Source organism: Kitasatospora griseola, from assembly GCF_044999035.1.
Classification (GTDB): Bacteria; Actinomycetota; Actinomycetes; order Streptomycetales; family Streptomycetaceae; genus Kitasatospora; species Kitasatospora griseola.
The window spans coordinates 3,073,834-3,093,787 of record NZ_CP173360.1 but is presented as its reverse complement, the minus strand read 5'-3'; the positions used below and the strand labels follow the sequence as shown (position 1 = coordinate 3,093,787).

18 protein-coding genes are annotated in these 19,954 nt (G+C 72.9%); 15 read left to right on the top strand and 3 right to left on the bottom strand.

The genetic code is table 11. The features are described from left to right. Positions 1-212 precede the first annotated feature (212 nt). The gene (rpmB, locus tag ACI1MP_RS13825; protein ID WP_073813963.1) at positions 213-398 is read right to left on the bottom strand and encodes a 50S ribosomal protein L28; all 186 of its coding nucleotides are present in this window, start codon (positions 396-398) and stop codon (positions 213-215) included. 240 nt (positions 399-638) lie between these two features. On the opposite strand from rpmB, the gene ACI1MP_RS13820 reads away from it, so the two are divergent. The 10 genes from ACI1MP_RS13820 (at position 639) to mutM (ending at position 10,257) form a co-directional block, all read left to right on the top strand. Further along, positions 639-2,246 (top strand): DAK2 domain-containing protein, encoded by a 1,608-nt coding sequence (locus ACI1MP_RS13820; protein WP_100590048.1) that lies wholly within the window; start codon positions 639-641, stop codon positions 2,244-2,246. 37 nt (positions 2,247-2,283) lie between these two features. Then, a complete protein-coding gene (gene recG, locus ACI1MP_RS13815) occupies positions 2,284-4,494 on the top strand; it encodes an ATP-dependent DNA helicase RecG (protein ID WP_404868773.1) in 2,211 nt (736 codons plus the stop codon). 105 nt (positions 4,495-4,599) lie between these two features. After that, positions 4,600-5,109: a hypothetical protein gene (locus ACI1MP_RS13810; protein WP_043916146.1), complete on the top strand. Its 510-nt coding sequence runs from the start codon at positions 4,600-4,602 to the stop codon at positions 5,107-5,109. A gap of 124 nt (positions 5,110-5,233) precedes the next feature. Further along, positions 5,234-5,818: a 16S rRNA (guanine(966)-N(2))-methyltransferase RsmD gene (rsmD, locus tag ACI1MP_RS13805; protein ID WP_100590046.1), complete on the top strand. Its 585-nt coding sequence runs from the start codon at positions 5,234-5,236 to the stop codon at positions 5,816-5,818. A 32-nt stretch (positions 5,819-5,850) separates the two neighbouring features. Then, a complete protein-coding gene (coaD, locus tag ACI1MP_RS13800) occupies positions 5,851-6,336 on the top strand; it encodes a pantetheine-phosphate adenylyltransferase (protein ID WP_043916148.1) in 486 nt (161 codons plus the stop codon). A gap of 129 nt (positions 6,337-6,465) precedes the next feature. Next, on the top strand, positions 6,466-7,608 hold the full coding sequence (locus ACI1MP_RS13795) for a cell division initiation protein (RefSeq protein ID WP_380334089.1): 1,143 nt from the start codon (positions 6,466-6,468) through the stop codon (positions 7,606-7,608). Between the two features lie 127 nt (positions 7,609-7,735). Further along, positions 7,736-8,359, top strand: coding sequence for a DUF177 domain-containing protein (locus tag ACI1MP_RS13790; RefSeq protein ID WP_043916150.1), 624 nt, complete (start codon positions 7,736-7,738; stop codon positions 8,357-8,359). A 49-nt stretch (positions 8,360-8,408) separates the two neighbouring features. After that, positions 8,409-8,582, top strand: coding sequence for a 50S ribosomal protein L32 (rpmF, locus tag ACI1MP_RS13785; protein WP_035866499.1), 174 nt, complete (start codon positions 8,409-8,411; stop codon positions 8,580-8,582). Positions 8,583-8,602: 20 nt separating this feature from the next. After that, a complete protein-coding gene (gene rnc, locus ACI1MP_RS13780; RefSeq protein WP_380334092.1) occupies positions 8,603-9,397 on the top strand; it encodes a ribonuclease III in 795 nt (264 codons plus the stop codon). A 5-nt stretch (positions 9,398-9,402) separates the two neighbouring features. After that, on the top strand, positions 9,403-10,257 hold the full coding sequence (gene mutM, locus ACI1MP_RS13775; RefSeq protein ID WP_404868772.1) for a bifunctional DNA-formamidopyrimidine glycosylase/DNA-(apurinic or apyrimidinic site) lyase: 855 nt from the start codon (positions 9,403-9,405) through the stop codon (positions 10,255-10,257). 4 nt (positions 10,258-10,261) lie between these two features. Here the strand turns inward: mutM and ACI1MP_RS13770 are convergent, their stop codons facing one another. Next, the gene (locus tag ACI1MP_RS13770; protein ID WP_404868771.1) at positions 10,262-11,173 is read right to left on the bottom strand and encodes a hypothetical protein; all 912 of its coding nucleotides are present in this window, start codon (positions 11,171-11,173) and stop codon (positions 10,262-10,264) included. A 200-nt stretch (positions 11,174-11,373) separates the two neighbouring features. Here ACI1MP_RS13770 and ACI1MP_RS13765 point away from each other — a divergent pair, with 200 nt between their 5' ends. Further along, positions 11,374-12,762, top strand: a complete 1,389-nt coding sequence (locus ACI1MP_RS13765; RefSeq protein WP_404868770.1) for a hypothetical protein — start codon at positions 11,374-11,376, stop codon at positions 12,760-12,762. A gap of 55 nt (positions 12,763-12,817) precedes the next feature. Here ACI1MP_RS13765 and ACI1MP_RS13760 read toward each other — a convergent pair whose 3' ends face one another. Further along, positions 12,818-14,080 (bottom strand): MFS transporter, encoded by a 1,263-nt coding sequence (locus ACI1MP_RS13760; RefSeq protein ID WP_404868769.1) that lies wholly within the window; start codon positions 14,078-14,080, stop codon positions 12,818-12,820. Positions 14,081-14,249: 169 nt separating this feature from the next. Here ACI1MP_RS13760 and ACI1MP_RS13755 point away from each other — a divergent pair, with 169 nt between their 5' ends. From ACI1MP_RS13755 to smc, 4 genes are all read left to right on the top strand, one after another. Further along, positions 14,250-15,047 carry a hypothetical protein gene (locus tag ACI1MP_RS13755; RefSeq protein WP_404868768.1) on the top strand — a complete coding sequence of 266 codons (798 nt, stop codon included), beginning with the start codon at positions 14,250-14,252 and terminating at the stop codon, positions 15,045-15,047. Between the two features lie 130 nt (positions 15,048-15,177). Beyond that, positions 15,178-15,471: an acylphosphatase gene (locus ACI1MP_RS13750; protein WP_043916156.1), complete on the top strand. Its 294-nt coding sequence runs from the start codon at positions 15,178-15,180 to the stop codon at positions 15,469-15,471. 382 nt (positions 15,472-15,853) lie between these two features. Continuing rightward, positions 15,854-16,057, top strand: coding sequence for a hypothetical protein (locus ACI1MP_RS13745; protein ID WP_404868767.1), 204 nt, complete (start codon positions 15,854-15,856; stop codon positions 16,055-16,057). 295 nt (positions 16,058-16,352) lie between these two features. After that, positions 16,353-19,946: a chromosome segregation protein SMC gene (smc, locus tag ACI1MP_RS13740; RefSeq protein ID WP_404868766.1), complete on the top strand. Its 3,594-nt coding sequence runs from the start codon at positions 16,353-16,355 to the stop codon at positions 19,944-19,946. Positions 19,947-19,954: the final 8 nt, after the last annotated feature.

Sequence of the window (19,954 nt, the reverse complement as noted above, 5' to 3'; positions counted from 1 at the left end):
CCAGGGGCCCGGGGAACGGCGGGGCCGTGTCTGCGGGTGATCAACGGGGCGCGAAAAGGTTCCGCAGTTTCGGGTCCCCGTTCTGAGGCCCGCCGCCCCGAGCCCCTGGTTTCGCAGCCTGAAGCAGAAAAAGCGAAAGCCGACCATGATCCCCGAAGGGACATGGTCGGCTTTCACCGAGCAAGAAGGCGACCGGCGTACCGGTCTGCGCGTCAGCGCGAGACCTTACCGGCCTTGATGCACGAGGTGCAGACGTTGAGCCGCTTCGGCGTGCGCCCAACCACAGCGCGCACCGTCTGAATGTTGGGGTTCCAACGACGGGGGGTACGGCGGTGCGAGTGGGAGATGCTGTTGCCGAAGCCCGGGCCCTTGCCGCAGACGTCGCAGTTGGCAGCCACAGGAGTCACTCCAAGACTTCAGATCAGGAACTTGAACAGCCCGGAGTGTTCCAGGCAACCGGGAGAGCATACAACGGTGACTCCCGCTCAACGAAACTACCACGATTGCCGGGGTGATCGTTCCCGCGACCTGCAGCGGAGGGTGCCGCCGGTGGCGTCGCAGGGGCCGATAACCTGCCAGCATCGCCCTCGCCACCGCGTCCCGTCGCGTTCTCGTGGCGTTCACCCGGAGGAGATTTGGTGCTGGACACCCTCGACGCCGCGGCCGTCCGCACCTGGTGCCGGCTCGCGCTGGCAGCCCTCGGCCAGGCCCGCGAGGAGATCGACGCACTGAACGTCTACCCGGTTCCGGACGGCGACACCGGCACCAACCTCTATCTGACCGTGGAGTCCGCCGCCGAGGCGCTGGACGCGCTGTTCGCCGAGGAGGAGCCGCCCGCGCTGGCCGCTGCGGCGACCGCCGCGGCCCGCGGGGCGCTGATCGGGGCGCGGGGCAATTCCGGCGTGATCCTGGCGCAGTGGCTGCGCGGCCTCGCCGAGGTGCTGTCGGGGGGCGGGGAGCTGGGGGAGGCCCTCGACAACGGCGCGCGGTCCGCCTACCTGGCTGTCGCGGAGCCGGTCGAGGGCACCCTGCTGACCGTCGCCGCGGCCGCCGCCGGCGCCGCTAAGGCCGCGCAGGGGCTGACGGGTCAGGCCCGGGAGGCGTACCGGGCGGCCCGGCAGGCGCTGCTGCTCACCCCGGACCAGTTGACGGTGCTCGCGGAGGCGGGCGTGGTGGACGCCGGCGGCCGGGGGCTGGTCGCGGTGCTGGGGGCGCTGGTGGACGCGGTGTCCGGACAGCAGCCGATGGGGCCGGTCGCGTTGCGGCGCGAGGTGGACCCCGTGGTGGTGGCCGGCTGCGAGGGCCATGAGCGTCCGCCGGGCCCGGGCCACCCCGCGTTCGAGGTGATCTACCTGCTGGAGGCCGAGGACGGGCAGCTGCCGCGGCTGCGCGAGCGGCTGGGGCGGCTCGGCGACTCGCTGGTGATCGGCGGCGGCGACGGCCTGTGGAACGTCCACGTGCACGTGGACGACGCGGGCGCGGCCGTGGAGGCGGGGGTCGAGGCGGGCCGGCCGTACCGGATCCGGATCACGCACTTCGCCGAGGCGGCGGCCCGCTCCGGCGAGCGCGAGGAGACCGTCTCGCACGGCCGGGCCGTGCTCAGCGTGGTGACCGGCAGCGGACTGGCCCAGCTGTGCGAACAGGCCGGCTCGGTGGTGCTGGCCGCCGATCCGGACCGGGCCCCGGCGAGCGCCGAACTGGTCGCGGCCGTGCACCGCTGCGCGGCCCGCGAGGTGATCCTGCTGCTCAACGACCCCGAACTGCGGGCCGCCGCCGGCGCCGCCGCCGACCAGCTGCGCGAGGAGGGCGTGCGGATCGCCGTGCTGCCGACCCGTTCGCCGGTGCAGGGCCTGGCCGCGCTGGCCGTGCACGACGCCGGCCGCCGCTTCGACGAGGACGTGGTCGCCATGACCTCCGCCGCCGGCGCCACCCGGTACGCCGAACTCGCCGTCGCCGAGGGCGAGTCCTGGACGATGGCCGGCGTCTGCCAGGCGGGCGACGTGCTCGGTCTGATCGACGGTGACGTCGCGGTGATCGGCCACGACCTCACCGAGACGGCGCTCACCGTGCTGGACCGGATGATCGCGGCGTCCGGCGAACTCGTCACCCTGGTGCTCGGCGACGACTCTCCCGCCGAGCTCGCCGACCGGCTGATCGCGCACGCCAGGCGCACCCGTCCCGAGGTCGACACCGTCGCCTACCAGGGCGGCCAGGAGGCCGCGCCGCTGCTGATCGGCGTCGAGTGAGCCGTGACGTCGGTCCGGTGGTGTGAAATGGGACCCGATGGGCGCTCTCGATGAACCACTGAAGGACCTGGTCGGCGACCGCACCGCGAAGGTGCTGGCCGACTCCCTCAAGCTGCGCACGGTCGGCGACCTGCTGCACCACTACCCGCGCCGGTACGTCGAGCGCGGCCAACTCACCAGCCTGGACGAGCTGGAGGTGGACGAGCACGTCACCGTGCTGGCCCGGATCGAGAAGGTCACGCTGATCCCGTTCCGCGGCCGCAAGGGCGACCGGCTGGAAGTGGTGGTCACCGACGGCCGGTCCCGGCTGTCCCTGGTGTTCTTCAACCAGGGCTGGCGGCAGAAGGACCTCAAGCCCGGCCAGCAGGGCCTGTTCGCCGGCAAGGTCGGCATGTTCAACCGGACGCGTCAACTCGCCTCGCCCGACTACCAGTTGATCGACGACGAGGAGGGCTCGTCGGCGGCGAAGCAGTTCGCCGGCCGGCTCATCCCGGTCTACCCGGCGAGCGCCCAGCTGCCCAGCTGGAAGCTCTCGCTCTGCGTCGAGCTCGCCCTCACCAAGCACCTGGGGGACGTCGGCGAGCCGCTGCCCGCCGACCTGCGCGCCGAGCACGACCTGATCCCGCTGCCCGAGGCGCTCGAACTGATCCACCGCCCGCGGAACCAGGTGGAGAAGGAACGCGCCCAGAACCGGCTGCGCTGGGACGAGGCGTTCGTCCTCCAGGTCGCGCTCGCCCAGCGCCGGGCCGCCGACTCCGCGCTGCCCGCCGTCCCGCGCCGCGCCGTCCCCGGCGGCGTGCTGGACGCCTTCGACGCCCGACTGCCGTTCACGCTGACGGACGGCCAGCAGAAGGTGTGCGCCGAGATCTTCGCCGACCTCGCCACCGAGCACCCCATGCACCGGCTGCTGCAGGGCGAGGTCGGCTCCGGCAAGACCCTGGTCGCGCTGCGCGCCATGCTCGCCGTGGTCGACGCCGGCGGCCAGGCCGTGCTGCTCGCGCCCACCGAGGTGCTCGCCCAGCAGCACCACCGCTCCATCGTCGAGATGATGGGCGACCTCGCCGAGGCCGGCATGATCGGCGGCTCCGAGATCGGCACCCGGGTCGCCCTGCTCACCGGCTCGATGGGCGCCGCCGCCCGCCGCGGCGCGATGCTCGACATGGCCTCCGGCAAGGCCGGCATCACCATCGGCACGCACGCCCTGATCGAGGACAAGGTGCAGTTCGCCGACCTCGGCCTGGTGGTGGTCGACGAACAGCACCGGTTCGGCGTCGAGCAGCGCGACGCGCTGCGCGCCAAGGGCGAACAGCCCCCGCACCTGCTGGTGATGACCGCCACCCCGATCCCGCGCACCGTCGCGATGACGGTCTTCGGCGACCTGGAGACCTCCGTCCTCGACCAGCTGCCGTCCGGCCGCTCCCCGATCTCCACCCACGTCGTCCCCGCCCTGGAGAAGCCCAACTTCCTCACCCGCGCCTGGGAGCGCGTCCGCGAGGAGGTCGGCAAGGGCCACCAGGCGTACGTGGTCTGCCCGCGGATCGGCGACGAGGACGAGCAGCCGAAGGGGAAGAAGAAGCGCACGGAGGACCCGGAGGAGGTCGACGCGGGCGGCGGCGCGGACAGCGAGGAGCGGCGGCCCCCGCTCGCCGTCGTGGAGACCGCGGACAAGCTCGCCAAGGGCCCGCTCGCCGGACTGCGGGTGGAGATCCTGCACGGCCGGCTCGCCCCGGAGGCCAAGGACGACGTGATGCGCCGCTTCGCCGCCGGCGAGGTCGACGTGCTGGTCGCCACCACCGTCATCGAGGTCGGCGTCAACGTCCCCAACTCCACCGTCATGGTGATCATGGACGCGGACCGGTTCGGCGTCTCCCAGCTCCACCAGCTGCGCGGCCGGGTCGGCCGGGGCTCCGCCGCCGGCCTGTGCCTGCTGGTCAGCGACATGCCCGCGGCCAGCGCCGCCCGTGCCCGGCTCGACGCGGTGGCCGGCACCCTGGACGGCTTCGCGCTCTCCCGGATCGACCTCGAACAGCGCCGCGAGGGCGACGTGCTCGGCCAGGCGCAGTCCGGCGTGAAGTCCTCGCTCAAGGTGCTCTCCGTCCTCGACGACGAGGACGTCATCGCCACCGCCCGCGCCGAGGCCACCAGGCTGGTCGCCGTCGACCCCGAACTCGCCGCCCACCCCGAACTGCGCACCGCCCTGGAGAGCCTGCTCGACGAGGACCGCGCGGAGTACCTGGAGAAGGGCTGAAAGGGCCGTTCGAGCAGGACCGATTGTCAGTGCCCCGGGAGAGAATGTAGTTGTTCGGGGCGCACTCCAAGTGGCGCCCCCGGCACGAGACTTGGGGGTCATTGCATGGCATTCCGTCACCTCAACGAGCTCCCGCTCGGCGACAAGGTCTTCCGGATCGAGGTCGCCAGCGAAGACGACCGCGAAGTCACCCTCACCCTGACCGGCTGGCGCGAGGGCAACTCCGCCAACCCGGTCGCCTCCGGCAAGCTCCGCCTCCCGGTGGAGGACGTCGCCTCGCTGCGCATCGCGCTCAACCGCGCCCTGCGCGCGCTGGCGATCGTCGCCGACGTCTCCGAGCCCATCCCCGACCGCGACGTGCTGCGCGAGCTCTACCCCGGCCACGGCGCCCCCTGGGTGCCGCAGCACGAGGAGGAGCTGGTCCGCCGTTTCCACGACGGCGACACCATCGCCCGGATCGCCGCCCGCTACGGCCGCACGCCCGACTCCGTCCGCACCAAGCTGCGCGAGCTCGGCCACGACCCGCGCCGCCCGGAGTACTGCCCGCCGGACGGCTGCCTGTCCTGGTCCCGGTACGCGTCGCCGACCCTGCTGGGCGCGGCGTCCAATGAGTGACCGTCTGCGCTGAGACACCAGGGCGCGAGGGGCTGCTCCGATCTGCCGTGCACTTTTTGTCGGCTATGGTCGGGCGCGCAGTTCCTCGCGCCCCTGCCTGTTCCCACCCGCAAAGGACAACTCCATGCCCCGCGTCATCGCCGGTGTTGCCGGAGGCCGCCCGCTCGCCGCCCCGCCCGGCCGGAACACCCGTCCGACCTCCGACAAGGCGCGGGAGGCGATGTTCTCCACCGTCGAGTCGCTGTTCGGGCCGATCGCCGGGGCGCGGATGCTGGACCTGTTCGCGGGCAGCGGCGCGGTCGGGCTGGAAGCGCTGTCCCGGGGCGCGGCGCACGCGCTGCTGGTGGAGGCGGACGCGAGCGCGGTGAAGACGGTGCGGGAGAACGTCCGGACGCTGGGGCTGCCGGGCGCGGAGGTGCGGGCGGACAAGGCGGAGAAGGTGATCGCGGGCGCCCCGCCGGCCGAGCCGTACGACCTGGTCTTCCTGGACCCGCCGTACGCGGTCGAGGACGAGGTGCTGCGGGAGATGCTGGTCACACTCCGTTCCGGGGGCTGGCTGTCCGAGCATGTTCTCGTCACCGTGGAACGCAGCACCCGAGGGGGCGAGTTCGGCTGGCCGGACGGCTTCGAAGGGCTGCGCTCGCGCCGGTACGGCGAGGGCACGCTCTGGTACGGTCGCGCCGCTACCGGGGCTGACCAAGACTCGTAGCAGAACATCCCGCCCCACAAGGGAGCACATCCATGCGCCGCGCCGTCTGTCCGGGGTCCTTCGACCCCATCACCAACGGACACCTCGACATCATCGAGCGGGCCTCGAAGCTGTACGACGTGGTGCACGTGGCGGTGGCGGTGAACCGCAGCAAGCAGGGGATGTTCTCGGTCGACGAGCGGATCGCCCTGATCGAGGAGACCACCGCGCACCTGGACAACATCCAGGTGGAGTCGCACAGCGGCCTGCTGGTGGACTACTGCACGGCGCGCGGCATCCCGGCGATCATCAAGGGCCTGCGCGCGGTCAGCGACTTCGACTACGAGCTGCAGATGGCGCAGATGAACCACGGCCTGAGCGGCGTGGAGACGCTGTTCGTGCCGACCTCGCCGACGTACAGCTTCCTGTCCTCCAGCCTGGTCAAGGAAGTGGCCTCGCTGGGCGGCGACGTCTCCCACCTGCTGCCGGGAGTCGTGCACGCGCGACTGGTCGAGCGGATCGCCGAACGCCGCAAGTGACGGAGGCGTTGTGAGCGGCGGGGTGGGTGGCCGTACAGTCTGTACTCCCGGCCCCGGGACCGCGTTTCGCGGCCTCGTGGCACTGCCTCCGCCGCACCTCGGCGGCACACGGAAAGACTGAAGACACCCGTGGACGTGCAGCAGAAACTCGACGAGATCATCGCCGTGGTCGAGAAGGCCAAGGCGATGCCGATGTCGTCCTCCTGCGTGGTGAACCGTGCCGAACTGACCGGCCTGCTGCGCGAGCTGCGCGACACGATGCCCGCCGAACTCGCCCAGGCGCAGTCGGTGGTGGCGGACCATCAGCAGATGGTGGCCGACGCCCAGGCGCAGGCCGACCAGATCATCCGCGGCGCGCACGACGAGCGCGGCTCGCTGATCTCCGACACCGAGGTGGTGCGCAAGGCGCAGGCCGAGGCGGACCGGATCCTCGCCGAGGCCCGCACCGAGGAGCGCACCAAGCGCGCCGAGGCGGACGACTACGTCGACTCCAAGCTCGCCAACTTCGAGGTGGTGCTCACCAAGACGCTCGGCGCGGTCGGCCGCGGCCGGCAGAAGCTGCGCGGCGAGGCCGGGGTGTACCAGCCGGAGGGCGAGGGCCCCGAGGACGGCGAGGAGTTCCAGCCGCAGCGGGTCAGCCTCAGCCCGGAGGCCGACGAGTACGTCGATGTGAAGCTCGCCACCCTGGAGGCGGTGCTCTCGGCGACCCTGGAAGCGGTCGGCAAGGGCCGGGACAAGCTGCTCGGCAAGGCCCCGATCGACGAGCTGGGCGCCTACCTGGCCGCCGCCGACGAGGTCCAGCAGCTCAGGAACCGCGCCGAGGCGGTGGCGGCCGGCTTCGCCGACGCCGACGGCGAGCAGTCCTGGTACGCGGACGTCCCGCAGCAGCAGACCTGGCCGGAGCAGACCCCGGCCGCGGCGGGCTGGCAGAACCCCGCCGAGGACCAGTACGGCCAGCCGCAGTCCCCGCAGTACGCCGAGGCGTACGGCGGCGGCTACGACCCGGCGGCGGCCCCGCAGGCCGACCCGTACGGGCAGCCCTACGGCTACCAACAGCCGGTCGACCCGGCGTACTACCAGCAGCAGCAGTACCAGCAGCCGGGCTACGACCAGTGGGGCAACCCGCTGCCCGTCGACCCGAACGGCTACCCGCCGCAGCCGCAGCAACTGCCCCAGTTGCCCCAGCAGCAGCAGGCCGGGCTGGACGAGACCAGCTTCTTCGACACCAGCATGATCGACATGACCCGGCTGCGGGAGCTCGGCGGCCGGTGAACGGGCGAGTTGGGTTCGGCCCGGACTCTCGGGTAGTCTGACCACTCCGGCCTGCTCGTGCCGGGTTCGCCGCGTGCCCGCGTCCGGGCCGCGCACCGCAGGAACCTACAGTCCGCGTCACGCAGGAATGCGTGCGCCACCAGGAAGTCAGGAAGCCTTGAACCGCCTCGACCACCGCGACCCGCTCGTGTTCGACACGCATGAGCTCGGCCGTCGCCCCGGCTCGCTGCGCAAGGTGTCCCGCACCCTGGAGGCCCCCGCGGAGCTGGGCGTCGCGGATGTGATCGGCGTCCCCGAGAAGAGCGAGATCAAGCTGGAGCTCCGCCTGGAGTCCGTGGTCGAGGGCGTGCTGGTCACCGGCACCGCCGAGGCCCACGTGACCGGCGAGTGCTCCCGCTGCCTGGAGCCCCTGGAGGACGACCTGGAGGTCGACTTCCAGGAGCTCTACTACTACCCGGAGTCCGAGGAGCGTCACCGCGCGATCGCGGGAGACGACTTCGACGAGGAGTCCGAGGACGAGACTTACCGTCTGGAGGGCGACCTGTTCGACCTCCAGCCGGTGCTGCGTGACGCGGTGGTGCTCGCACTGCCGCTGCAGCCGGTGTGCCAGGACGACTGCCTGGGTCTGTGCTCCGAATGCGGGGCCCGCCTGAGCGACGACCCGTCGCACCACCACGACGCCGCCGACCCCCGGTGGGCGGCTCTGCAGGGACTCTCCGCCGCCCCCGGCGACGAGGGTGACGAGGAATAAGACACAGCGGTACCCGTGAGGGTCTCGCCGTAGAACCAGGAGATTTACCGTGGCTGTTCCGAAGCGGAAGATGTCGCGCAGCAACACGCGTCACCGGCGTTCCAACTGGAAGGCCGTCGTGCCCGCGCTCGTCGCGTGCGACCGCTGCCACGAGCCGAAGCTCGCGCACATCGCGTGCCCGAGCTGCGGCACGTACAACCGTCGCCAGGTCCTCTCGGTCTGATCGGCGGGGTGCACGGATCGATGTCGGACGGCAGCAATTCCTCTCGCAAGCCGAACCCCGGGACCAACGGGGGTAAGGGCGGCGGGCCGGCTTCGACCGAATACGACGTCCTGGAAGGGCGCCTCGGGTATCCACTTGAGCGCGCCCTTCTGGTACGTGCCCTGACCCACCGCTCGTACGCGTACGAGAACGGCGGGCTGCCCACCAACGAGCGCCTGGAGTTCCTCGGCGACTCGGTGCTGGGCCTGGTGGTGACCGACACCCTCTACCGCCTCCACCCGGAGGTCGCCGAGGGGACGCTCGCCAAACTCCGCGCCGCGGTGGTCAACTCCCGCGCGCTCGCCGAGGTCGGCCGCGGCCTGGACCTCGGAGCCTTCATCCGGCTCGGCAAGGGTGAGGAAGGGACCGGCGGCCGCGACAAGTCGTCGATCCTCGCCGACACCGTCGAGGCCGTGATCGGCGCCATCTACCTCGACAAGGGCCTCGACTCGGCGACGGACTTCGTCCACCAGCTGTTCGACCCGCTGATCGCGGAATCCGCGCTGCTCGGCGCCGGACTCGACTGGAAGACCAGTCTCCAGGAACTCACCGCCGCCGTCGGCATCGGTGTTCCCGAGTACGTGGTCACCGAGTCCGGACCGGACCACGAGAAGACCTTCACCGCCGCCGCCCGGGTGGCCGGCCAGGACTACGGCTCCGGGAGCGGACGCTCCAAGAAGGAAGCCGAGCAGAAGGCCGCCGAATCCGCCTGGCGCGCCATCAGGGCGAAGCAGGACGGCAGCACCGAGGGCGACCAGCCGACCGCGACCGCCTGACCGCCGTGCCCGAACTCCCCGAGGTCGAAGTCGTCCGCCGCGGTCTGGCCCGTTGGGCCGCCGGACGGACCGTCAGCGACGTCGAGGTGCTGCACCCGCGCGCCGTCCGCCGACAGGCCGGCGGCGCCGAGGAGTTCACCGCACTGCTGCGCGGCCGCACGCTCGGCGATCCGCAGCGCCGCGGCAAGTACCTGTGGGTGCCGCTCGGCGACGGCCTGTCGATGATCGGCCACCTCGGCATGAGCGGCCAACTGCTCGTCCAGGAAGCCGACATGGCCGACTCGGTGCACCTGCGGGCGCGGCTCCGGTTCGCCGACTGCGGCACCGAACTGCGCTTCGTCGACCAGCGCACCTTCGGCGGCCTCGCCGTCGAGGAGACCGAGCCGGACGACCCCGAGTCCACTCCGCTCTCGCTCGCCCACATCGCCCGCGACCCGCTCGACGCGCGCTTCGACGACGCCGCGTTCGCCACCGCGCTGAAGGCCAAGCGCACCACCGTGAAGCGGGCCCTGCTCGACCAGACGCTGATCAGCGGCGTCGGCAACATCTACGCCGACGAGGCGCTGTGGCGCAGCAGGCTGCACTACGACCGCCCCACCGCCACCCTGACCCGCCCCGCCGCGCTCGAACTGCTCGGCCACGCCCGGGACGTGATGACGGCGGCGCTGGCCGTCGGCGGGACGAGCTTCGACTCGCTGTACGTCAACGTCAACGGCGAGAGCGGCTACTTCTCCCGCGACCTGGACGCCTACGGCCGCGAGGGCGAGCCCTGCCGCCGCTGCGGGACGGCGATGCGCCGCGACGCCTGGATGAACCGCTCCAGCCACTACTGCCCGAAGTGCCAGCGCCGCCCCCGCTGACCCGTCAGTGGGCGGCCTTCGCCTTCTTCTCCTCCTCGGCGGCCGCCTGGATCGCCCCGCCGTCCTCGCCGAAGTAGGCGACGCCGACGGCGCTCACCACCGCGAGGACGAAGCCGAGCACGGCCAGCCAGGCCAGGCCCGGGCGGGAGGAGTCGCCGAGCCACAGGACGCCGACCGCGCCCGGGACGACGGTCTCGCCGACCACCAGCGCGGCGGTCGCGCCGTTGACGGAGCCGACCTGGAGGGCGACGGTGTGCAGGTACATGCCGCCGATGCCGGCGATCAGGATGGCGTACAGCGCCGGGTCGGAGAGCAGCGCGGTGATCGAGAACGGCTCGATGCCGTCCAGGATGCGGACCCCGATGCCCAGCGCGCCGAAGCCGAGACCGGACAGCAGACCGGCCACGATCGCCCCGCTGGAGCCGAGCCGCCGGACGATCAGCGAGCCGCCGGCGATCAGCACCATGGAGCCGATCAGCAGCGCCCAGTGGAACTCCCGGGCGGCGTGGTGGCCGCCCTCCGGCCCGGCGGCGACGGCGAGCAGCACCAGGGCACTGCACAGGACGCCGATGGACAGCCACTCCAGCTGACGGAGCCTCAGCCCGAGCAGCTTGATCGACAGCACCGCGGTGATCACCAGGTTGGCGCTGATGATGGTCTGCGACAGGAACAGCGGCAGCAGCCGCGCGGCCAGTGCGCCCAGCCCGAAACCGATGAAGTCCAGCACCGTGCCGAGGATGAACTCCCAGGTGACGGCGGCCTTCGCAGTGGAGGCGAGGCTCGGCCCGCCGTGCTCGGTGACGGTGCCGTCGGCCGCCTCCTGCCGGGCCGAACGCCGGGCGCCGACGGCTTGCAGCACCGACCCGGTGCCGTAACAGACGGACGCGGCGACGGCGGTGACGAGGCCGAGGATCACGCTGGGGTCTCCTGTCGCGGGAGGGAAGATCGTCACCACTATGCCTGCTCGCCGCCCGGACGCGGTGGGTCGGGGCCCAACTCCGGCCGGTCGGCGGGGGTTCTCGGGGGCCGGCTCGTCCCCGGGTAGGGGGGAGACTCGGGGTCGGACCGTCCCCGGGTAGGGCGTGGATCCGGGGATGCGACAGGTACGGTCTGAGTATGAGAACTGTGCTTCGCCGCTCCCGAGCCACCGGGCCGGCCGCCGTGCTGGCAGCTCTGCTCGGCCTGCTGATGGTCCTCGGACTGTCCGCGCCCGCCCAGGCGGCCGGGTTGAACGACGCTGCCGACTCGCTGAAGAAGAGCCAGGTCTACGTCGACCCGGCGATGACCGGCCGGTTCTCCAACGACCAGGCCGAGGCGCTGGCGAAGAAACTGAAGAAGGCCGACAAGCCGATCTTCGTCGCGGTGCTGCCGGACAGCCAGGCCTACGCCCCGAAGAACCTGATGAACGACCTGCGCACCAAGGTCGGCATCGTCGGCGTCTACGCGGTGTGGCGGGGCAACGGGTTCGACGCCCGCGCCGACGCCAAGGCCCTGTCGAAGGACTCCGCGACCAAGCTCGCCGGCGCGTCCTTCCGCTCGAACAGCGGCGACATCAACGCCACCGTCAACGAGTTCGTCGACCAGGCCGTCAAGCAGACCAAGGGCGACGGCCCGCAGCACAGCACCTCCGCGGCCTGGATCGTCGTGCCCGTGGCGCTGCTGGCGCTGGCCGGCGGCGGCGTGTTCCTGCTGTTCCGCCGCGCCAAGAAGCGCAAGCAGGAGAAGGCCCGGGCCGAACTCGCCCAGCTGCGCACCGTGGTGGACGAGGACATCACCGCGTTCGGCGAGGAGCTCGACCGGCTCGACTTCAACCCCGGCGCCCCCGGCGCGGACGACACCCAGCGCGCCGACTACACCCGGGCGCTGGACTCCTACGACCGCGCCAAGCGGACCATGGACGAGGCCACCAAGCCCGACGACGTCCGCCCGGTCACCGAGGCACTGGAGGACGGCCGGTTCGCGCTGGCCACGCTGGCCGCCCGCCGCGAGGGCCGGCCGGTGCCCGAGCGCCGCGTCCCGTGCTTCTTCGACCCGCGGCACGGACCCTCCACCACCGACGTCCAGTGGGCGCCGGCCGGCGGCGCGCCGCGCTCCGTCCCCGCCTGCGCCGACGACGCGGCCCGCCTGGCCGTCGGCCAGGACCCGTACATCCGCACCGTGGAGACCGAGCACGGCCACCAGCCGTACTGGAACGCCGGTCCGGCCTACAGCCCCTGGGCGGGCGGCTACTTCGGCGGCGGCATGCTCCCCGGCCTGCTGGTCGGCACCATGCTCGGCTCGATGATCTCCAGCCCCGGCTACGCCTACGCGGGCGGCCACGGCGACTACGGCCAGGGCGGCGGCGCCGACTACACCGGCGGCGCGGACGCCGGCGAGTACTCGGGTGCGGCGTTCAACTCCGCCGACTTCTCCGGGGCCGACTTCGGCGGCGGTGACTTCGGCGGCGGAGGCGGCTTCGGCGACTTCGGCGGTGGCGACTTCGGTGGCGGGGACTTCGGCGACTGACGTCCGATCACCCACTGCCCCGGCCCCCGGTCCCTTCGCGGACCGGGGGCCGCTGTCATGCCCGGGCGGGGGAGGGGGCTTCGGCGGCCCCCGCGGCGACCGGCTCGGCGGGCTCCCGGCGGCCCAGGACCAGTAGGGTTAGCGCGCAGGACGCCACCTGCCAGGCGGCGCCGAAGCCCAGCACCGGGGCCGCGCCGACCCGGTCCGCGAGCGGCCCCGCCAGCGCCAGCCCGACCGGGCCGAACGCGAACGCGCCGAGCGTCCCGTACGCGCTGACCCGGCCCAGCGCCTCCGGCGGGACGTGCCGCTGCGTCAGGGTGGCGAACAGGGTGCCGCAGACGATCGAGGTGACCCCCGCGCCGACCGCGGCGACCGCCACCAGCGGCAGCGGCCAACCCAGCGCCAGCGCACCCGAGGGCAGCGCCCAGCCCACCGTCACCGCGACCGCCGTCCGCAGCGGCCGGGCCGGCCGGCGGCCGAGCAGCAGCAGCCCGCCGAGCACCGCGCCGACCCCGTACGCGCCCATCACCAGGCCCCAGCCGCCCGCCCCGCCGAGGCGCTCGTCCGCCACCACCGGGCCGAGGACCAGGAACGGCGCCCACACCAGCAGGTTGAACAGGCAGGCCTGCAGCGCGCTCACCCACTGCCACCGCCGGGAGCTGAACTCGCTCCAGCCCGCCCGCAGCTCGGCGAACAGGGACTCCTCGGCGGCGGCCACCGACACGGCGGGCGGCAGCCGGAGCAGGGCCAGCGCCACGCCGCCGACCGCGTACGAGACGGCGTCGACCAGCAGCACCCAGCCGGGGCCCGCGACGGCGGTCAGCACACCCGCGAGGGCCGGGCCGGCCACCGCGGCGCCGTTCCGGGCGATCCCCAACAGGGCGTTCGCGTCCGCGAGTTCACCGGTCGGGACGAGCCGTGGCAGCAGCGCGTCCAGGGCCGGCATGAACACCGCCTCGGCCAGCCCCCAGAACACCATCAGTACGGCCAGCGCCCAGATCCGGCCGTGCGCGGTGAACATCAGCACCGCCGTCGCCGCCTGGGTCGCGCAGCGCAGCCCGTCCGAGCCGAGCATCACCCGGCGCGGGCCCAGCCGGTCCGCGGCCGCACCGCCGAGCACCAGCAGCAGCACGATCGGCAGGATCCGCGCGGTCATCACCACGCCGACCCCGGAGCCGCCGCCCCCGCCGTCCAGCACCGCGAAGGTGACCGCCACCGAGGCCATCGAGGATCCGAACAGGGAGACGGCGAAGCCGATGAAGAAGAGGCGGAACTCCCGCCCGCGCAGGACGGCGAGCCGCCGTGAGGTCAGCACCATGACCGGCAGACTGCCCCGCCGCCGAGGCGCCCGGCAAGGGCTTCCGGTGAAAAAGTTGAGCGTCTCGGCATCAATATTGCGAGGGGTCGGATCGGCCGCAGTAAACGCAGCATTTACCGCAGTGGAGCACAGTGTTGACGATTCGTCGGGTGCACGATTTACTGCGGCTGTGACACCTGTGGAGTTCGCCGTCGCGGCCGAGCACTACCTGGCGGAGGCCCGACTGTCGGAGGGCTCCCGGCGGGTCTACCGGATCGCCCTGCACACCTGGGCCTGGCTGCTGGTCGGACGCACCCCGCCGGTCGGCGCCGAGCGACGGCGGGCCGCGCCGCCGGTGCTGCCGCTCGCCCTGCTGGACGGGCCGGACGCGCCCCGGCGGGTGGCCGAGGCGTTCGCCGCCCGCGCCGAGGCGGTCGGCGCGCGCACCGCCAACCGCGAGCTGTCCGCGCTGCGGGCCGCCGCCCGCTGGTGGTGCGCGCGGGGCTGGCTGGCCGCCGACCCCGCCGAGGGCCTGCGCCCGCTGCCCGCCGCCGCGCCCGAACCCGCGCTCACCGACGCCCAGGTGCGGGCCGTGCTGGCGCTGCGGGCGCCACTGCGCGAGAAGGTCCTGTGGCACCTGGTGCGGGAGAGCGGCGCACCGATCGAACGGCTGCTGGCGCTGGACGTGGACCGGCTCGACCCGGCCGACCGGCAGGCCCGGCCCGTCGCCGGCGAGCGCCCGCTGCGCTGGCGCGGCGGCGCCGCCCGACTGCTGCCGCTGCTGATCGCCGGACGCAGCGCCGGTCCGCTCTTCCTCACCGACCGGCGCGCCCCGGCCGGCACCCCGGAGCGCGACCGCTGCCCGCTCACCGGCCGGGCCCGGCTCTCCTACCGCCGGGCCGCCGAGCTGTTCACCGCCGCCACCGCCCCGCTGGACCCGGCCGGCCGCGGCTGGACGCTGCACCGGCTGGCCGAGCCCCGCCGCTGACCCCTTCGTCATGCCGCGGTACAGCGGCGATGCCGATGGCGTGAATGCGGACGGGCCGGTGGGGAGGCACGGTGGAAGGGGCGTGAAGTCCGTTCCGTGCGCCCCTGAAGTGCCCGACTATGGTCGACGCATGCAAGGTCACGACAGTCACCGTTCCGTCCGCGCCACCATCTGGGTGCGTGGGCGCGTCCAGCAGGTGGGGTTCCGCTGGTGGACCAGGGCCAGGGCCCTGGAGATCGGGCTGACGGGCTACACGAGCAATCTCGGTGACGGCCGTGTCCAGGTGGTCGCCGAGGGGTCGCGGGAGGACTGCGAACGGCTGCTCGCCGCGCTTCGCGGGCCCGGAACGCCAGGTCGGGTCAGTGGAGTCACGGAAATCTGGAGCGCCGTGGGCGACGGGTACGAGGGCTTCGCGATCCGATGAGAACACCGCGGTTGCCGGTCGGAGGAGAGCCGCCGGCAACTGCCGGTGTCGTGTGGTTGCCATCCGGGCAGACTCGTGGTTGACTCCGCAAGCGTAGTGATCCACTACCCCGGCCGACGGCGTGACGACCCCGCCATGCAGGTGACAGGGGCGCGGTAGCGTGCGGTGATCGTGTTGACCCGTACCGTCTTTGGTGAGACGCTGGAAACCCGCGCACAGGTCTGAGTTTACCGGCGAGGCTCCGCCGTGTGAGCATGCCACTCACCAGCGGCAGTCCCGTAGTGCCCAGCCAGCACGTCCGGCGCGCAGGCGCGTGCGTATCCCTTCCCCCAAGACCCACACCGTACACGGTTCGGTCACTCAGCGTGGAGGACCACACATCATGGCAAAGGCGCTTCTCGGGTACGTCGGCGGCCCCGACCCGCGAATGCTCTCCGAGATGCGACGGCTTCAGCAGCGCGTCCAGGACCTGGAGAACGAGCTCATGAAGCTCCAGGCCGAGAACGACTCGCTGATCGCTGTCGCTGACGAGCACTCGTTGCTCAACAGCATCGACCTGGACCAGCGCGAGCCGGCCCTCACCTGATCGACACGGTCCATCCGATCGCTCGTGGTCCTCACGATCGACGCTGTGACGCACTGAGCGTCCCCGACAAGGGGATGGCAGCCTGCAAGGGACGTCCGAGGCGGACGTCCCTTCGTCGTGTCCGCGGTCTTCTTCTGCCGCAACATGCCCCGCTCGCGGCGTGGCCAAACCCCCACCTGAGGGCTGCCGGGCGGCCCGGCCGGATACAGTCGCCAGCGGTGGGCCTCCGTGCGGGACGGCCCCCGCGGGCGGCGATCACGGGCGGCGATCACAACAGGGTGAGGAGGACGGGCGGGTGCACCTGAAGAGCCTGACCCTGCGCGGGTTCAAGTCCTTCGCCTCGGCGACCACGCTGCGCTTCGAACCCGGCATCACCTGCGTGGTCGGCCCCAACGGCTCCGGCAAGTCCAACGTGGTCGACGCACTGTCCTGGGTGATGGGCGAACAGGGCGCCAAGTCGCTGCGCGGCGGCAAGATGGAGGACGTGATCTTCGCGGGGACCAGCGGACGCCCACCGCTCGGCCGCGCCGAGGTCAGCCTCACCATCGACAACACCGACGGCGCGCTGCCCATCGACTACACCGAAGTCACCATCACCCGGACGATGTTCCGCAACGGCGGCAGCGAGTACGCGCTCAACGGCACCGTCTGCCGGCTCCTGGACATCCAGGAACTGCTCTCCGACTCCGGCATCGGCCGCGAGATGCACGTGATCGTCGGCCAGGGCCAGCTCGACTCCGTGCTGCACGCCGACCCGATGGGCCGGCGCGCCTTCATCGAGGAGGCGGCCGGCGTCCTCAAGCACCGCAAGCGCAAGGAGAAGGCGCTGCGGAAGATCGACGCGATGCAGGCCAACCTGAACCGCGTCCAGGACCTGGTCGCCGAACTGCGCCGCCAGCTCGGCCCGTTGGGGCGGCAGGCGAAGATCGCCCGGCGGGCCGCCGGCATCCAGGCCGAGCTGCGCGACGCCCGGCTGCGGCTGCTCGCCGACGACCTGCTCGCCCTGCGCAAGGCCGTCGAGGCGGAAGTCGCCGACGAGTTGGCGCTGAAACTGCGCCGCACCACCGTCGAACAGCAACTCGCTGCCGCCGTCCAGCGCGAAGCCGTCCTGGAGGCCCAGGTCGAACAGCTCGGCCCGGCCCTGGAAGCCGCCCGGCAGACCTGGTACCGGCTGTCCGCGCTCGCCGAACGCACCCGCGGCACCATCGGACTCGCCGAAGCCCGGGTCCGGGCCGCCACCACCGCCGGGCAGCTGGAGGAACGGCGCGGCCGCGACCCCGAGGACCTGGAACGCGAGGCCGCCCGGGTCCGCGAGGAGGAAGCCGCCCTCGAAGCCGCCCTGGAGCAGGCCCAGGACGCGCTCGCCGAAACCGTCGAGGAACGCACCGAGCTCGAACGCGCCCTCGCCACCGAGGAGTTGCGACTCAGAGCGGCCGCCCGGGCGATCGCCGACCGGCGCGAGGGCCTGGCCCGGCTGCAGGGCCAGGCCGCCGCCGCCCGCTCCCGCGCCGCCGCCGCCGAAGCCGAGACCGAACGGCTCGCCACCGCCCGCGACGAAGCCCTGCTGCGCGCCGAGGCCGCCCAGGCCGAACACCGGGAACTCCTCGAACGCAGCGAACGGACCGAAGCCGGCGACGAGGAGGCCGAGAGCCGCCACGACCTGGCCCGCGCCGCCCTCGCCGACGCCGAACGGGCCGCCGGCACCGCCCGCGAGGCGCTCGCCGGGGCCGAGAAGGAACGCGCCGCGCTCACCGCCCGGCACGACACCCTCGCCCTCGCTCTGCGCCGCAAGGACGGCAGCGCCGCCCTGCTCGGCCGGCCCGGCGTACTCGGACCCGCCGCCGAACTGCTGCACATCGAACCCGGATTCGAACTCGCCGTCGCCGCCGCACTGGGCGCCGCCGCCGACGCCGTCGCGGTCGAGGACGTGGCCGCCGCCGCCGCGGCCCTCACCCGGCTGCGCGCCGAGGACGGCGGCCGGGCCGCGCTGCTGATCGCCGCCCCGGAGCCGGGCGCGGGCGAAGACCCGCCCGAAGGAGCCCGCCCGGCAGGGGAGTTGATCGACGGCCCGATGGCCGCCGCCGCCCGGCTGCTGCTGCGCCGCACCGTTGTGGTGGAAGACCTCGACACCGCGCGGAAGTTGATCGACCGTCACCCGCAGTGGACGGCCGTCACCCCGGACGGCGACCTGCTCTCCGCCGCCCTCGCGCACGGCGGCTCGGCCGGCGCCCCCAGTCAGCTGGAGACCCGGGCCGCGGTCGCCGAAGCCGCCCGCGGCATCGAAGAACTCGACACCCGCTGCGAGGAGTTGACCCACCGGCTCGCCGAGGCGCAGCAGCACCGTCGCGAGCTCGCCGCCGAGGTCGACGAGTCGGCCGCGCAGCGCCGACAGGGCGAGAAGCGGCGCGCCGAACTCGCCGGGGCGCTCGGCCGTTCGGGCGGCGCGGCGCGTGCCGCCGCCGGTGAGGCCGAACGCACCGCCACCGCCGCCGCCAAGGCCGAGAGCGGCCTCGCCGAGGCCCGGACCGCCGCCGACGAGCTCGCCGAACGCCTCGCCACCGCCGAGGAGTCGGCCGACAACGGCGAGGACGAACCCGACAGTGCCGAACGCGACCGGCTGGCCGCCTCCGGGACGGCCGCCCGGCAGACCGAGATGGAAGCCCGGCTCGCCGTCCGCACCCACGAGGAACGGGTCCGCGGACTCGCCGGCCGCGCCGACCAGTTGGACCGCGCCGCCCGCACCGAACGCGAAGCCCGGGCCCGCGCCGCCGAACGCCGCGCCCGCGCCCGCCGGGAAGCCGCCGTCGCCGGAGCCGTCGCCACCGCCGCCCGCCAACTGCTCGGCCGGATCGAGGAGACCCTCGCCACCGCCGAGACCGAACGCGCCGCCGTCGAGGCCGACCGGGCCACCCGCGAGAGCGAACTCCGCCAGTTCCGCGAACACGGCCGCGAACTCCAGGCCGAACTCGACCGGCTGGTCGACGCCGGGCACCGCGACGAGGTGCTGCGCGCCGAGAAGCGGCTCCGGATCGAGCAGTTGGAAGCCAAGGCGCTGGAGGAGTTCGGCATCGAGGGCGCCGAACTGCTCGCCGACTACGGCCCCGACCGGCCCGTCCCCGCGCCGCCGGCCGAGGACGGCCAGGAACCGGGGGAGCCCCGGCCGTACGTCCGGGCGGAACTGGAGAAGCGGCTCAAGGCCGCCGAACGCGCCTACCAGCAGCTCGGCAAGGTCAACCCGCTCGCACTGGAGGAGTTCGCCGCACTGGAGGCCCGCCACCAGTTCCTCGGCGAACAGCTCGACGACCTGCGCAAGAGCCGCCGCGACCTGCTCGACATCGTCCGTGACGTCGACGTCCGGGTCGAGCAGCTGTTCACCGCCGCCTACCAGGACACCGCCGCCCAGTTCGAAGGCGTCTTCGCCCGGCTGTTCCCCGGCGGCGAGGGCCGGCTCGTCCTCACCGACCCGGAGCACATGCTCACCACCGGCGTCGAGGTCGAGGCCCGCCCGCCCGGAAAGAAGGTCAAGCGGCTCTCGCTGCTCTCCGGCGGCGAACGCTCGCTGACCGCCGTGGCACTGCTGGTGGCGATCTTCAAGGCGCGGCCCAGCCCGTTCTACGTCATGGACGAGGTCGAGGCCGCGCTCGACGAGACCAATCTGCGCAGACTGATCGCGATCATGGAAGAACTGCGGGAGAGTTCCCAGCTGATCGTCATCACCCACCAGAAGCTCACCATGGAATCCGCCGACGCCCTGTACGGCGTGACCATGAAGGGCGACGGCATCTCCCAGGTGATCAGCCAGCGCCTGCGGATGCCCGAGAAAGGCACGGCAGCACAGGACGGAAAGGCTGGAGCCCGCACAACCCGGGCCGGCGCAGGCGCTAAGTGATACTGGAC